This window comes from Paraburkholderia sp. Ac-20336 (assembly GCF_017105025.1).
GTDB lineage: Bacteria > Pseudomonadota > Gammaproteobacteria > Burkholderiales > Burkholderiaceae > Paraburkholderia.
In genome coordinates this window covers 1-14,100 of record NZ_JAAGPS010000068.1, presented here as the reverse complement: position 1 = coordinate 14,100, position 14,100 = coordinate 1, and the positions used below count along the sequence as shown (strand labels likewise).

Genomic DNA, 14,100 nt, shown 5'->3' with positions numbered 1-14,100 from the left:
TCCCTTTTGTTCCGGTCACACTTTTTGCCCCACTTTTAGCGAATCACGACGATGTCTACCCTCTACGAATCCACGCTCCGCTCGCTGCCGCTGCTCGGCCGCGGTAAAGTCCGCGACAACTATGCGGTGGGCAACGACCAGTTGCTGATCGTCACGACCGACCGTCTGTCGGCGTTCGACGTCATCATGGGCGAGCCGATTCCGAACAAGGGCCGCGTGCTCAACGCGATGGCGAACTTCTGGTTCGAGAAGCTCAAGCACGTGGTGCCGAATCACCTGACGGGCGTCGCGCCCGAGTCGGTGGTCGCGCCGGACGAAGTCGAGCAGGTCAAGGGCCGCGCGGTGGTCGTCAAGCGTCTGGAGCCGATTCTCGTCGAAGCGGTGGTGCGCGGCTATCTGGCCGGCAGCGGCTGGAAGGATTACCAGGCCACCGGCTCGGTGTGCGGCGTGCAACTGCCGCCGGGCCTGCAGAACGCGCAGAAGCTGCCCGAGCCGATCTTCACGCCGGCCGCCAAGGCCGAGATGGGCCACCACGACGAAAACATCACCTACGACGAGATGGAGCGCCGCATCGGCACCGAACTGTCGGCCACGATCCGCGACATCTCGATCCGCCTGTACAAGGAAGCCGCCGATTACGCCGCGACGCGCGGCATCATCATCGCGGACACGAAGTTCGAATTCGGTCTGGACAATCACGGCAAGCTGTACCTGATGGACGAGGCGCTGACCGCCGATTCGTCGCGCTTCTGGCCGGCGGACGAGTACCAGGTCGGCACCAACCCGCCGTCGTTCGACAAGCAGTTCGTGCGCGACTGGCTCGAAACCCAGCCGTGGAAGAAAGAGCCGCCGGCACCGAAGCTGCCGGACGACGTGGTCGCGAAAACGGGCGAGAAATACCAGGAAGCGCTCGAGCGCCTGACCGGGCACACGCTCGACTGATCGGATTGCGCGCGCCGCGTCAGGCGCGCATTGCCCGGAAACAAGGAAGCAAGGAAGCCGTAGAGATGAGTGAAGCACAAACCGCCCATACGCATGACGCGCCGGTCGTCGGCGTGCTGATGGGCTCCAGTTCCGACTGGGAAGTCATGAAGAACGCCGTCGCGATCCTGCAGGAATTCGGCGTGCCGTACGAAGCGAAGGTCGTGTCCGCGCATCGCATGCCTGACGAAATGTTTGCCTATGCCGAAAGCGCGCGCGGGCGCGGCATCCGCGCGATCATCGCGGGCGCGGGCGGCGCGGCGCATCTGCCGGGTATGCTGGCCGCCAAGACCACGGTGCCGGTGCTCGGCGTGCCGGTCGCGAGCAAGTATCTGAAGGGTGTCGATTCGCTGCATTCGATCGTGCAGATGCCCAAGGGCGTGCCGGTCGCGACGTTTGCGATCGGCGAGGCGGGAGCCGCGAACGCGGCGTTGTTCGCGGTGTCGCTGCTGTCCGGCACCAGCGCCGAATACGCGGACAAGCTCGCAGCATTCCGCGTGCGCCAGAACGAAGCGGCTCACGCGATGGTATTGCCGGCGCTGTAAGCGCGCCGGTTGTTTTTAAAGACCAGGACGTCTCCTGTCCGACCCCCGGCCGGGATGCCCGCCGCTCGCCGCATGAGCGCAAGGCGTATCCGGCCGCGACCGACCACCAAGATGAACCCAGACAACACACCGGTTTCACCGATTCTGCCCGGCGCATGGCTTGGCATGGTCGGTGGCGGCCAGCTCGGCCGCATGTTCTGCTTTGCCGCCCAGGCGATGGGCTATCGCGTCGCCGTGCTCGATCCGGACGAAACCAGTCCGGCCGGCGCGGTCGCCGATCGCCACCTGCGCGCGGCCTACGACGATGAAGTGGCGCTGACCGAACTCGCGCGGCTGTGCGCGGCGGTGTCGACCGAATTCGAGAACGTGCCGGCCGCGAGCCTCGATTTTCTCGCGAAGACCACCTTCGTGAGCCCGGCGGGGCGGTGCGTCGCCGTCGCGCAGGACCGGATCGCCGAGAAGCGCTTCATCGCGTCGTCGGGCGTGACGGTGGCGCCGCACGTCGTGATCGAATCGTCGGATGCGCTTGCCGCGCTCGACAACGCTCAGCTCGAAGCCGTGCTGCCCGGCATCCTGAAAACGGCGCGCCTGGGCTACGACGGCAAAGGCCAGGTCCGCGTGCGCAACGCCGAGGAAGTGCGCGAGGCACATGCATCGCTCGGCGGCGTGCCGTGCGTGCTCGAAAAGCGTCTGCCGCTGAAGTTCGAGGTATCGGCGCTGATCGCGCGCGCGGCGAGCGGGGCGTCGGTCGTTTATCCGCTCGCGCAGAACACGCATCGCGACGGCGTGCTGTCGCACACCATCGTGCCCGCGCCGGACGCCTCGCCCGCACTCGTGCAGCAGGCGCAACAGGCCGCGCTGCAGATCGCCGAGAAGCTCGGCTATGTCGGCGTGCTGTGCGTCGAGTTCTTCATTCTCGAAGACGGCTCGCTCGTCGCCAACGAAATGGCGCCGCGCCCGCACAACTCCGGCCACTACACGGTCGACGCCTGCGCGACGAGCCAGTTCGAGCAGCAGGTGCGCGCGATGACCGGCATGCCGCTCGGCGACACGCGTCAGCATTCGCCGGCGGTCATGCTGAACATCCTCGGCGACGTGTGGTTCCCGGATGGTCCGAAGCGCGCGGCGGTCACGCCGCCGTGGCAGGAAGTCGCCGCGATGCCGGCCGCGCGCCTGCATCTGTACGGCAAGGAAGAGGCGCGTTGCGGCCGCAAGATGGGTCACGTGAACTTTACGGCGCCGACGCTCGAAGAAGCCCGCACGGCGGCGCGCGATTGCGCGCGGCTGCTGCGCATCATCACGAACTGACGCGCGCGCCATGCCGGATCAACAGAAACCCGCCGAAGACTCCGCGAGCGCCGCCAATGCGTTGCCGGTCAGCGCCGCGCAGATCGGGCACGCGGCCGCGCTGCTCGACGCGGGCGGTCTCGTCGCGTTCCCGACCGAGACCGTGTACGGCCTTGGCGGCGACGCCGAGAGCCCCGACGCGGTTGCGCGCATTTACGCGGCGAAGGGGCGGCCCGCCAATCATCCGGTCATCGTGCATCTGGCGCCGCAGGGCGATCCGAACTACTGGGTCGAGCATTTGCCGGGCGAGGCGCAGCGCCTGATCGACGCGTTCTGGCCGGGGCCGCTCACGCTGATCCTCAAGCGTGCCGCGCATATTCCCGCGGCGGTCAGCGGCGGGCAGGATTCGGTGGGGCTGCGCTGTCCGTCGCATCCGGTGGCGCAGGCTTTACTCGAGGCATTTAGCGCATTGCGCGGCGGGCATGGCGGAGTGGCCGCGCCGTCGGCGAACCGCTTCGGTCATGTGAGCCCGACCACCGCGCAGCATGTGCGCGACGAGTTCGGCAGCGCGATTCATGTGCTCGACGGCGGCGCGTCGGATGTCGGGATCGAGTCGACGATTCTCGACCTGTCGCGCGGTTTTCCGGCGCTGCTGAGGCCGGGCCGCGTCACGCCGCAGGATATCGCCGACGTGCTTGGCGAAGCGCCGCGTCTGCCCGATGGCTCCGATGCGACGGCACCGCGCGCGTCCGGCACGCTGAAGGCGCATTACGCGCCGCGCACGCCGCTCGCGCTGCTGCCGTTCGGCGAGCTGGAGCCGCTGCTCGCGGTGCGCGAGACCGGCGAGCGCGTGGCCCTGGTCGCGCGGGCGTCGCGTGCCGGGCGTTGGGCCGACGCCGAAGGCGTGCATTTCGTCGCCGCGCCGGAAGACCCGCATGCTTACGCTCGCGAGCTGTATGGTCTGCTGCGGGCGCTCGATCGCGCGAACGTCACGCGGATTCTGATCGAGAAGCTGCCCGACACGATCGAATGGATCGCGGTCAACGACCGGCTCGGGCGCGCGGCGGCGGCTTTCGAGGCGCAGGGCTGAGCGTATCGTTCGCTACGCTCGACTTCATGGCGCGGCAAACACGCCAGCCCCGCGCCCGAATCCCCCTTTACTTCCCAAGCCCGCTCGCCGCGACCTGCTTCTCGACCTGCTGCGCAAACAGCAAATGCAGATGCGTGGTCGGGTGCACGAGGTCCGCGAACATATAGGTCTGGTCCGCGCCGGCCACCGTGTAGGTTTGCGGCGAGCAGAACAGCGACGACGCGAATGCGCTGCCGAACGCCGCGGCCGTCTGTCCCGGCAGGAGCACAGCGGGATTCTTCGTCGCGTAATTGGTTGCGTTGGTGGCCATCGACGTCAGGTTACACGCGGTACCCGTATTCGAAACCGTGAAGCCTAGCGACTGATAGTTCGCCATCGTCTGGTCCTGCCACGCGTAGGCGCTCACGTAGATGACCTGCTTGTTCGACGCAAGCTGCTGCTGCAGCACGCCGTTATAGGTCTGGACCAGCGCGCTGAAGAGCGCCTGGCCTTGCGCGCCGGCCTGGAGACCTTGCGGCGTCTGCGCGATATCGGGGATGTCCGACACCACCACATGCGTCGCGCCGGATGCGATCACCTTCTGCACCGTGCCGACGAACGTGGCCGCCGCGACGCCGATCGCCTGCAGCGCGTTCACCGTTGCCGCCTGCGAGGCCGTCGCGGCGGCCGTCTGCGCGTCGGCCGCGGTGCCGCCGCTTTCGAGCACCTGGGTTGCCGCCGCCGTGCCGGCATCCGAGACCGCTTGCGCCTGGATGAAGACGTCGTTCGCGCCGCCGTTCATCAGCACGAGCTGGTTCGCGTTGAAGCTGCCGTGCGCGCTCAGGTACTCGGTGACCTGGGCCGTGATCGGCACCGTCGTCGCGGCGAGGTTGTTCGGCGCGTAGCCTTCGCCCGGCTGCAGATCGACCCGCGAGCCGCCTTGTGCGTAGCCGAGGCCGCCGTTCGCGGTGAGCGGCTGGCCGAAGCCGCCGACGTAGGCGGCGCTCAGCGTGTCGCCGTAGTACTCGGCGACCTTCTGCGTCCAGACTTCGCCCGGGTTCGTCGTGAAGCGGCCGCCGCCCGTGCCGACGCTCGCCTGGACGGACGGGCCGTAGGTGCCGACGTCCGAGAGGCTGTCGCCGAACGAGACGATCTGCAGCTTGACGCCACCCGGCGGCGTGCTGCTCGCGTTGCTGTTGTCGTCGCCACCGCCGCCGCACGCCGCCAGGGCGGCGAATGCCGCGCTCGCCACGGCGATCTGCGTGACGCGGACCCATTGCTGTTTCTTCGAAGCTGCTTGGTTCATGTTGACGACATCTCCTCGTATGTGTGGCCCTTATGCCATGTGTTGCAGGCGGCGTCCGTCGCGTCGGCGGCGTGACGACAGCTTACAGAATCTTCTACGGTTTCCGGAACATGGCCGTATGAATTTGAATCGTGTTCGAGCCGGACCGATCGGCGCTTGCCCGATTTATCGTGTTCCCATCGTCTTGCCCGATTCCGTGCCCGGATGCGCGTGAGCGCGTGTCTGTGCATAGGCGTTCGGCGTGGCCGGCTCCGTAGGGCCGGCCGCCTGCCGCCGCACGTGATAGGCGGCGGCCCACGCGGGCGGCGCGAACAGTGCGCGCCACTTGTCGCGCCAGCCGCGCACGCTCGCGAAATCGGCGGCCATCGAAGCCCATTCGTGAAACGTCGCCTTCAGTGGGTTATGCGTGTGCAGCGGCTCGACGATGCCGTACTGCGGAGCCTCGTGCGGATCTTCGTCGACGTAGCTGCCGAACAGACGGTCCCAGATCACCAGCACGCCTGCGTAGTTGCGATCGATGTAGCGCGCGTTGCGCGCGTGATGCACGCGGTGGATCGACGGCGTATTGAACACGTATTCGAGCCAGCCGAGCTTGCCGATCATCTGCGTATGCACGAAAAACTGGAAGCCGAGATTGATGAGCACGATCGCGACGATCTGCTTCGGCGGGAAGCCGAGGACCGCGAGCGGAATCCAGAACACCCACATGCCGGCGACCGGGTACATCAGGCTCTGGCGGAACGCGGTCGAAAAATTCATCCGCTCCGACGAGTGATGCACGACATGCGCGGCCCACAGCCAGCGCACGCGATGGCTGCAGCGGTGAAACACGTAATAGAGCAGGTCCTGCGCGACGAACAGGACGACGAACGACATCCAGCTCGCCGGCCAGGTATGAAGGCGGTCATGCTCGTAGAAAAACGCGTAGACAGGGATGATCGCGAGCCACGCGAGCTTGTCGGCGGCCTGTTGCATGATCGCGAGCGCGGCGTTGCACAGCGTGTCGCGCCAGCTGTAGAGCCGCTCGGCCGGGCGCGTACGGCTCGCGTGCCACGCCTCCCAGCCGATGCAGGCGAGAAAGACGGGCGCCATCGCGAGCAGCAGCAATTCGGCGTCGAATTGCATCGTGTCTCCGTTCCTGGTCCCTGACCGTCGTGCGGTGCGCGACGGGTGGTGTCGTTATCGTTGGTGTGGGCCGCGTGATCCTGAGGTGGATCACGCGGCCTGTGCGGCAGGCGCGCGCTGTTGCGCGCCGCATGCTGCCCGACAGCGTACACGGTTAGGGCGCTCGCCGCGTGCGGCGTCGCTAGAAGGAATACTCAGTGGCCGGCGCGCTTGCGCGGTTTTTTGCTGGGTGTTGCACGCGGTTCTTCGAGCGGCGCGGAGACTTTCGTGAAGCCTTGCGAGGGGCCGTCGTAGACCCATTCGAGCAGCGCGTCGTGCGCGGCGCGCGCGGCTTCCGAATGCGGATCGTTGATCAGGCTCACCACGATGTAGCTGTTGCCGTCGGCCGATGCCACGTAGCCGGCGATCGCGCGCACGTCGCGCAGCGTGCCGGTCTTGATGTGCGCGTTGCCGCCCGCGCCCTGGTTGGTCAGGCGGTTGCGCATCGTGCCGTCGACGCCGGCGATCGGCAGCGATTCGACGAACACCTGCGCGACCGGACTCGCGTTGGCGCGCTGCAGCAGATCGGCGAGCATGAGCGCGGTGACGTGCTCGTCGCGCGAGAGGCCCGAGCCGTTTTCGAGCGTCAGGTACTCCGTGTTCAGGCTGTCGCGGCGCAGGAAGTCCTCGACGGCGCGCACGGATTTCGCCGGGGTCGCGGGAGCGTGCTCCTCGACGGCGCCGATCGTCAGGAACAGGTTGCGCGCCATCGTGTTGTTGCTGAACTTGTTGATATCGCGAACGATGTCGGACAGCACCGGCCCTTCGTGCGTCGCGACGAGCTTCGCGCCGAGCGGCACCGCGCCTTCGCGTGTCGCGCCGTGGAAGGTGCCGCCGGTTTGCTGCCACAGCGCGAGGAAGCCGCCCGCGAAGAACGCCGAGTGATCGAGCACGGCAACGTTGACCGTGCGCGCGTCGCAGCGCATCGAGAGGTCGCCGGTGAACGACGCGACGAGCGTGCCGTCGGGCTGCGGCGTGACGCTCGGCGTTGGCGCTTCGCCGCGGCACGGGCCGTTCGTCGCGTGCAGCTGGTTGTCGATGCGCAACTGCGCGAGCGCGGGAAGCACGTCGATCGCCACCGTGCCGTCCGCCGATGGCGTCAGCGTGAACGACAGCGACTTGAACGCGTAGAGCAGCGGATCGGGGCCGACGTTGTACGGCGCGGTGGTGTCGTCGTCGAACGGCGGCAGGTCGCGCGTCGACGGATCGAAGTAGCGCTTGTCGAGCACGAGCGCACCGTCGATGCCGGTGATGCCCGCCTTGTGGATCTTCTGCACGAGATCGATCAGTTCCTCGGGCACGAGCTTCGGGTCGCCGGTGCCCTGGATGTACAGATTGCCGTGCAGCACGCCGCTCGCGTCGAGCGTGCCGTCCGAGTACGCGCTCGTGCGCCAGCGGTAGTCGGGGCCGAGAATCGACAGGCCGGAGTAAGTGGTGACGAGCTTCATCGTCGAGGCGGGCAGCATCGGCTTGCCGGCGTTCAGCGCGAGGATCGGCGTGCGGTCGCCGACTTTCTCGACGACTACGCTGATCGACGACAGCGGCACGTGCGCGCGATGCAGGCCGGCCATCACCTGCGGCGGCAGCACCGTGGTGACGTTCACGCCGGGATGCGTGGTCTTGACGCGCGCCTCGGCCGTGTGCGGCGGCAGAGCGGCCGCGCCGAGCGCGGCGACAAGAAGCCAGGCAGCCGGGCGCGCCACGAGGCGGCTCGGCATGAGCGTGGCGAAAGCGGGGGAGCGGTGCGGCCGCGACGCGACACGGCGTGCGACGGAAGACAGAAAGGCAGGCGTCATGAACGGGCGAGGAAGCAAACGAACGGGCAAAAACGGGCAAAATTTCAGGGCACGCGCACGGGTGGAGCACGGCTGCGGCGACCGGCCTGTCTGACGGTGTCGCGCCGCGTGTCCCGCCAGCCGTCGCATGACGGGCGGGCGGAGCAGCGCGGCCTTGCGGTCCGTGCAAACGCCGGAGCCGGTCGATACGTCCGGCCTGCGCGAGACGTCGCGCGCGACCGCTCGAAACCGTGCGGCCGCCGCGCGGCGCAAAGCGCTCATTGTAGTGACATGCCATGCCGCTGCGGTGAAAAAAGCGCGGGGCGGCGCGCAGCCTGGAGGCGGGCGCTAGAATGCGGCATCATCGAACGTTTCGGAACGGACAATCATGCGCATCCTGCTTGTCGAAGATGACCGGATGATCGCCGAGGGCGTGCGCAAGGCGCTGCGCGGCGAAGGCTTTGCCGTCGATTGGGTCGAGGACGGCGAAGCGGCGCTGCATGCGGTAGCCAGCCAGCCTTACGATCTGGCGCTGCTCGACCTCGGCCTGCCCAAGCGCGATGGACTCGAAGTGCTGCGTACGCTGCGCACGCGCGGCCATGCGCTGCCGGTGCTGATCGTCACCGCGCGCGATGCGGTCGCCGACCGCGTCAAGGGCCTCGACGCCGGCGCCGACGATTACCTTGTCAAACCTTTCGATCTCGACGAACTCGGCGCACGCATGCGCGCGCTGATCCGCCGTCATTCCGGCCGCAGCGATTCGACGATTCGCCACGGCACGCTGACCCTCGATCCGGCCGCGCACCAGGTCACGCTCGACGGCGCGCCGGTCGCCTTGTCGGCGCGCGAATTCGCCCTGCTCGAGGCGTTGCTCGCGCGGCCGGGCGCGGTGCTGTCGAAAAGCCAGCTCGAAGAAAAGATGTACGGCTGGGGCGAGGAGATCGGCAGCAATACCGTCGAGGTCTACATCCACGCGTTGCGCAAGAAGCTCGGTGCCGAACTGATCCGCAACGTGCGCGGACTCGGCTACATGATCGCGAAGGAAGCCTGAGCCGATGCGCTCGATCCGCCGTCAACTGCTGATCTGGCTGATCGCGATCGTGCTGCTCGGCGTCGGCATCGCGGGATGGCTGATTTACCGCCAGGCGCTTGCCGAGGCGAACGAGCTGTTCGACTATCAGCTCGAGCAGATCGCCGCCGCGCTGCCGGCCGAGCCGTTTTCGCAGGTGCTCGGGCGCGATACCGGCGACGAAGGCATCGTGCTGCAGATCTGGAATCGCAACGGCATGCTGATGTACTACTCGCGCCCGCGTGCGCCGCTCGCGCCGCGCGCCGAACTCGGCTTTTCGACCGAGAGCACGGATCGCGGCGAATGGCGCGTGTATGGCGCGATCGTCGGCGACAATGTCGTGCAGCTCGCGCAGCCGCTGTCGGTGCGCAACCGGCTCGCCGCGAACGTGGCGCTGCGCACGCTGTGGCCGCTGATCGTGCTGCTGCCGCTGCTCGGGCTCGCGGTGTGGGTGATCGTCGGACGCGGGCTGAAGCCGTTGCGGCGCGTGACGAGCGCGCTCGACGCGCGTCATCCGGAAGCACTGGAGCCGTTGCCGGACCAGCGTCTGCCGCTTGAGGTGCAGCCGCTCGTGCGCGCGTTGAACGGGCTGCTCGAACGGCTGGCGACCGCGCTCGACATCCAGAAGGCGTTCGTCGCCGATGCCGCGCACGAATTGCGCACGCCGCTTGCCGCCGTGCAGATTCAGTCGCAACTGGTGGCGCGCGCGCGGGACGAAACCGCGCGCGGCGAGGCGCTCGCTGATCTGCAGGCTGGCGTGACGCGTGCCACTCGCCTCGCCGAGCAGTTGCTCGCGCTTGCGCGTGCCGAGCCCGACGGCGTGGCGGTGGTCGAAGCGCTCGATCTGCGCGCACTGTTGCAGGACTGCGTCGCAACCTATGCGCCGCTGGCGATGAACCGCGGCGTCGATCTCGGCATCGAGGCGAGCGAGGCCGCCACCGTGACCGGCGAGGCCGAGGCGCTGCGTGTGATGTTCAACAATCTGCTCGACAACGCGACCAAGTACACGCCGCATGGCGGCCGGGTCGACGTGAGCCTGCGTGTCGAGGGGGGGCGGCCGGTCGTGCGGATCGCCGATAGCGGACCGGGTATCGCTCCCGCGGATCGCGAGCGCGTGTTCGACCGCTTCTATCGCGCGGGCGCCGGCGCGGACCGCGTGCGCACCGATGTGGCGGGCAGCGGCCTCGGTCTTGCGATCGTGCGCCGCATCGCCGTGCAACAGCATGCGCAAGTGTCGCTCGACGAAGCGCCGGCCGGCGGTTTGCAGGTCACCGTGCGCTTCTGACGAGCGCGTTTTTGCCACTGGAACGTGGCCGCCACGATGGCCTGACAAGCCCGGCCGATAAGGTTCCCGCGATCTGTCGCTGCTTAAGACTCTTTTAAGCGATCCCCCTTACGCTCCTCGACATCCAAAGTCACTTTCTCCAGCCAGGAGCTCATGATGAACGCGAAAACCTTGTCCCGCGGCGCCGTTGCGGTCGCTGTCGCCGCCGCGCTGTCAGCCGGTTATGTGGCGGGCCATCGCGATGTGCCCGCACCGCAGATCATCTCCCCCGCGCAGGCCGCTGCGATGATGCCCGCCGAAGCTGCCGCCAAGACCGGCATCCCCGATTTCTCCGGCCTCGTCGAAACCTACGGCCCGGCCGTCGTCAACATCAGCGCGAAGCACGTGGTCAAGCAGACCGCGATGCGCGGCAACAACGGTGGCAATTTCGGCGGCAACCAGTTGCCGATCGATCCGAACGATCCGTTCTATCAGTTCTACAAGCGTTTCTTCGGCGGGATGCCGGGCATGCAAGGCGGCGATGGCGACGACGCACCCGACCAGCCGAGCGCGAGCCTCGGCTCCGGCTTCATCATCAGCAATGACGGCTACATCCTGACCAATGCGCACGTGGTCGACGGCGCGAATGTCGTCACCGTGAAGCTCACCGACAAGCGCGAGTTCAAGGCGAAGGTGGTCGGCGCCGACAAGCAGTCCGACGTCGCCGTGCTGAAGATCGACGCGAGCAACCTGCCGACCGTGAAGATCGGCGATCCGCGTCAGAGCAAGGTCGGTCAGTGGGTGGTCGCGATCGGCTCGCCGTACGGTTTCGACAATACCGTGACCTCGGGCATCATCAGCGCGAAGTCGCGCTCGCTGCCGAACGAGAACTACACGCCGTTCATCCAGACCGACGTGCCGGTGAATCCGGGCAATTCGGGTGGCCCGCTCTTTAACCTGCAGGGCGAAGTCATCGGCATCAACTCGATGATCTATTCGCAGACCGGCGGCTTCCAGGGGCTGTCGTTTGCGATTCCGATCAACGAGGCGATCAAGGTCAAGGACGATCTCGTGAAGACCGGCCATGTGAGCCGCGGCCGTCTCGGTGTCGCGGTGCAGGGCATGAACCAGACGCTCGCTAATTCGTTCGGCATGCAGAAGCCGCAAGGCGCGCTCGTCAGCTCGGTCGATCCGGGCGGTCCGGCGGCCAAGGCCGGTTTGCAGCCGGGCGACGTGATCCTCTCGGTGAACGGCGACGACGTCAACGACTCGTCGGATCTGCCGGCACAGATCGCGGGCATTGCCCCGGGCACTTCGGCAACCCTGAAGGTGTGGCGCGACAAATCCACCAAGGACGTGAAGGTGACGATCGGTTCGTTCTCGGATGCGAAGCTTGCGTCCGCGGGCAAGGCCGATCAGCAGACCCAGCTGCAAGGTCGCCTCGGCGTGGCGGTACGCGCGCTGACGCCGGAAGAAAAGAGCAGCGCGTCGGTGTCGCATGGTCTGCTCGTGCAGCAGGCGGGTGGGGCGGCCGCGAGCGCGGGCATCCAGCCGGGCGACGTGATTCTCGCCGTCAACGGCCGGCCCGTCACGAACGTCGATCAGCTCAAGCAGATGATTTCGGGCGCGGGCAACAGCATCGCGCTGCTGATTCAGCGCGACAACGCGCAGATCTTCGTGCCCGTCGATCTCGGCTGATCGTCGAGCCGGGCGGTTCGATCATGTCCCGCCCGATCCGTGCCGAGTTTTGGTAGCGATTGCCGGTTCTTTGCATTTGCTGCAACGAACCGGCATTTTTTTCGCCCGTCCCTTTGGCGAACCGCACGCGCTTGTACCGCGCGCCAACGCTCGAAGGGCGACGTTTTTCCGTCGACGCAACCGGACGGTTGGCACGCAGGTTGCATGATCCTTGATCGGGTCCACCGAGGGACACCGGACAAGGGCTTTAACAAGGAGCGAACCGATGAAAACCCAACGCAATCAGCGAAGGATCGTAGCCGCTGCACTCTGCGCGGCGCTCACGCTCGGACCGGCTGGCGGAGCGTACGCGCAGCAGGCAGGCGGCGTGACCGGCGGCTCGACCACCGACAACACGAGCGCCGGCAACGTCAACGGTGGCGGCATGCCGCAAACCCAGCAGCAGGGCAACGTGTCGTACGTGTCGGGCGGTGTCGGTCTCGACGAGTCGCGGGCGCTGCAACGGGCGCAAAGCCAGTGGCCGCTGGCGCTGCGCTTTACCGGCCCGAACGGCGAATTTCTCGCCGACGTCCACGTTCGCATCGTCGATGCGCATGGCGGCGAGGTCCTGAGTGCGACGTCGCGCGGCCCGTTCATGCTGGTCAGGCTGCACCTTGGCCGCTATACCGTGCACGCGAAGTACAGCGGCAGCGAGCAGACACGCGCGGTGACGGTCCAGGCGCGGGGCAACGTCAAGGCGGCGTTCGTCTGGAGCGTGAAGTGAACGCGAAGTAAGCGGTCCGCTCGGCGCCGCGGCCTGCGGGTTGGCGCGACCGGATGCGCGGTGCCGGTTCCTTGCGGCAGGGGACGGCCGCGCAAGCGACTGGAGTTTGGCCGATAATGAAGCCACGGGCACGTCCCGTGGCTTTGTCGTTCATGCGGCAGCGCCTTGCAGCATTCCGCCCAACCGGCCCACACCATCACGGAGCATGGACATGAGCGATGCGTCGACATCTGCGGGAAATTCCGGCGGCCACACCATCGTGATTCGCGACAACCCCCACCGGGTGCGCGTGATTCACGGTGGCGTGACGATGGCCGATACGCAGGCCGCGTTGACGCTCTGCGAAACCGGCTTGCCGGACGTGTTCTATTTCCCGCGCGCGCATGTGAACATGGCGCGGCTCGAACGCTCGACGCATACGTCGCACTGTCCGTTCAAGGGCGACGCGTCGTACTTCCATCTGCGCACCGAAAATGGCCTGGTCGAAAACGCGGTATGGAGCTACGAGGAGCCGTTCGAACAGGCGAAGCGAATCAAGGGGTATCTGGCGTTTTACGCATCGCGCGTCGACCGTATCGATCAGACGTCATGATCCGGCGGGCGCGTGTTTATCGGGGGAGGTGGTCATGGAACTGAACGATGCGTTACGGATTCCGCTTGCGCCGGCCGATGTCTGGGACGCGCTGCAGGACCTCGCGCTGTTGCGTGCCAGCCTCGACAACTGCGAGTCGCTCACGCGCCTCGCTCACGGCGAGTACGCGCTGACCATGACGGTGCCGCTCGGCCCGTTGCGCGCGCATTACGAAGTGCGTGCTCACGTTGCCGGCCAAGATTCCGGCCCGGCGGAGGCGCAACGCCGCACCATCAACTTCAAGGCGCGTGCCCAAGGCATCGGCGCCTTGCGCGGCCAGATCGAAGTGCGTTTGCGGGCGGACGAGAGTGCGCATGGCAGCGGCCGGGAGCGCGGCACACGGATCGACTACACGATCTGGGCGACGTCGTCGGGTCCTCTCGCCGAGCTGCCTGTGCGTCAACTCGAAAACGCGCTGCATCAGCTGGCCGACGATTTTTTCACCGAATTCGATGCCGTCGTGCGCGCCAAGCACGGCAAGGGGCCGAACCGCGCGCGCGGCGCGGCGGCGCGCCGGCAGCACGTGTTTCTGCGCCCGATCGCGCTGG

13 protein-coding genes are annotated in these 14,100 nt (G+C 67.1%); 10 read left to right on the top strand and 3 right to left on the bottom strand.

The features are described from left to right. Positions 1-51 precede the first annotated feature (51 nt). The 4 genes from GXB81_RS19305 to GXB81_RS19290 all read left to right on the top strand — a co-directional run bounded on the left by GXB81_RS19305 (position 52) and on the right by GXB81_RS19290 (position 3,903). Entirely contained in the window at positions 52-942 is an 891-nt protein-coding gene (locus GXB81_RS19305) for a phosphoribosylaminoimidazolesuccinocarboxamide synthase (protein ID WP_167040835.1), read from the top strand. A 65-nt stretch (positions 943-1,007) separates the two neighbouring features. After that, entirely contained in the window at positions 1,008-1,526 is a 519-nt protein-coding gene (gene purE, locus GXB81_RS19300) for a 5-(carboxyamino)imidazole ribonucleotide mutase (RefSeq protein ID WP_167040838.1), read from the top strand. Between the two features lie 111 nt (positions 1,527-1,637). Then, positions 1,638-2,834 (top strand): 5-(carboxyamino)imidazole ribonucleotide synthase, encoded by a 1,197-nt coding sequence (locus GXB81_RS19295; protein WP_205990072.1) that lies wholly within the window; start codon positions 1,638-1,640, stop codon positions 2,832-2,834. 10 nt (positions 2,835-2,844) lie between these two features. Beyond that, positions 2,845-3,903: an L-threonylcarbamoyladenylate synthase gene (locus GXB81_RS19290; protein WP_167283970.1), complete on the top strand. Its 1,059-nt coding sequence runs from the start codon at positions 2,845-2,847 to the stop codon at positions 3,901-3,903. A gap of 67 nt (positions 3,904-3,970) precedes the next feature. Here GXB81_RS19290 and GXB81_RS19285 read toward each other — a convergent pair whose 3' ends face one another. The 3 genes from GXB81_RS19285 to dacB all read right to left on the bottom strand — a co-directional run bounded on the left by GXB81_RS19285 (position 3,971) and on the right by dacB (position 8,148). Continuing rightward, positions 3,971-5,188 (bottom strand): SGNH/GDSL hydrolase family protein, encoded by a 1,218-nt coding sequence (locus tag GXB81_RS19285; RefSeq protein WP_167283971.1) that lies wholly within the window; start codon positions 5,186-5,188, stop codon positions 3,971-3,973. 165 nt (positions 5,189-5,353) lie between these two features. Further along, positions 5,354-6,313, bottom strand: coding sequence for a sterol desaturase family protein (locus GXB81_RS19280; protein ID WP_205990071.1), 960 nt, complete (start codon positions 6,311-6,313; stop codon positions 5,354-5,356). Positions 6,314-6,507: 194 nt separating this feature from the next. Then, positions 6,508-8,148 carry a D-alanyl-D-alanine carboxypeptidase/D-alanyl-D-alanine-endopeptidase gene (gene dacB / locus GXB81_RS19275; RefSeq protein WP_205990070.1) on the bottom strand — a complete coding sequence of 547 codons (1,641 nt, stop codon included), beginning with the start codon at positions 8,146-8,148 and terminating at the stop codon, positions 6,508-6,510. Positions 8,149-8,515: 367 nt separating this feature from the next. Between dacB and GXB81_RS19270 the strand changes: the two genes are divergently transcribed. From GXB81_RS19270 to GXB81_RS19245, 6 genes are all read left to right on the top strand, one after another. After that, positions 8,516-9,178, top strand: a complete 663-nt coding sequence (locus GXB81_RS19270) for a response regulator (protein ID WP_167040856.1) — start codon at positions 8,516-8,518, stop codon at positions 9,176-9,178. Between the two features lie 4 nt (positions 9,179-9,182). Beyond that, entirely contained in the window at positions 9,183-10,481 is a 1,299-nt protein-coding gene (locus tag GXB81_RS19265; RefSeq protein ID WP_167283974.1) for an ATP-binding protein, read from the top strand. A 156-nt stretch (positions 10,482-10,637) separates the two neighbouring features. After that, the gene (locus GXB81_RS19260) at positions 10,638-12,158 is read left to right on the top strand and encodes a DegQ family serine endoprotease (protein WP_167284011.1); all 1,521 of its coding nucleotides are present in this window, start codon (positions 10,638-10,640) and stop codon (positions 12,156-12,158) included. Between the two features lie 265 nt (positions 12,159-12,423). Then, positions 12,424-12,921: a carboxypeptidase regulatory-like domain-containing protein gene (locus GXB81_RS19255; protein WP_205990069.1), complete on the top strand. Its 498-nt coding sequence runs from the start codon at positions 12,424-12,426 to the stop codon at positions 12,919-12,921. Between the two features lie 211 nt (positions 12,922-13,132). Then, positions 13,133-13,513 carry a DUF427 domain-containing protein gene (locus tag GXB81_RS19250; protein WP_205990068.1) on the top strand — a complete coding sequence of 127 codons (381 nt, stop codon included), beginning with the start codon at positions 13,133-13,135 and terminating at the stop codon, positions 13,511-13,513. Positions 13,514-13,547: 34 nt separating this feature from the next. Continuing rightward, a partial coding sequence (locus tag GXB81_RS19245; RefSeq protein ID WP_205990067.1) for an SRPBCC domain-containing protein occupies positions 13,548-14,100 on the top strand: 553 nt, incomplete at its 3' end.

Coding starts and splice junctions, on each gene's coding strand:
- GXB81_RS19305 (WP_167040835.1), top strand. CDS start 52: ATGTCTACCCTCTACGAATCCACGCTCCGCTCGCTGCCGCTGCTCGGC.
- purE (WP_167040838.1), top strand. CDS start 1,008: ATGAGTGAAGCACAAACCGCCCATACGCATGACGCGCCGGTCGTCGGC.
- GXB81_RS19295 (WP_205990072.1), top strand. CDS start 1,638: ATGAACCCAGACAACACACCGGTTTCACCGATTCTGCCCGGCGCATGG.
- GXB81_RS19290 (WP_167283970.1), top strand. CDS start 2,845: ATGCCGGATCAACAGAAACCCGCCGAAGACTCCGCGAGCGCCGCCAAT.
- GXB81_RS19285 (WP_167283971.1), bottom strand. CDS start 5,188: ATGAACCAAGCAGCTTCGAAGAAACAGCAATGGGTCCGCGTCACGCAG.
- GXB81_RS19280 (WP_205990071.1), bottom strand. CDS start 6,313: ATGCAATTCGACGCCGAATTGCTGCTGCTCGCGATGGCGCCCGTCTTT.
- dacB (WP_205990070.1), bottom strand. CDS start 8,148: ATGACGCCTGCCTTTCTGTCTTCCGTCGCACGCCGTGTCGCGTCGCGG.
- GXB81_RS19270 (WP_167040856.1), top strand. CDS start 8,516: ATGCGCATCCTGCTTGTCGAAGATGACCGGATGATCGCCGAGGGCGTG.
- GXB81_RS19265 (WP_167283974.1), top strand. CDS start 9,183: ATGCGCTCGATCCGCCGTCAACTGCTGATCTGGCTGATCGCGATCGTG.
- GXB81_RS19260 (WP_167284011.1), top strand. CDS start 10,638: ATGAACGCGAAAACCTTGTCCCGCGGCGCCGTTGCGGTCGCTGTCGCC.
- GXB81_RS19255 (WP_205990069.1), top strand. CDS start 12,424: ATGAAAACCCAACGCAATCAGCGAAGGATCGTAGCCGCTGCACTCTGC.
- GXB81_RS19250 (WP_205990068.1), top strand. CDS start 13,133: ATGAGCGATGCGTCGACATCTGCGGGAAATTCCGGCGGCCACACCATC.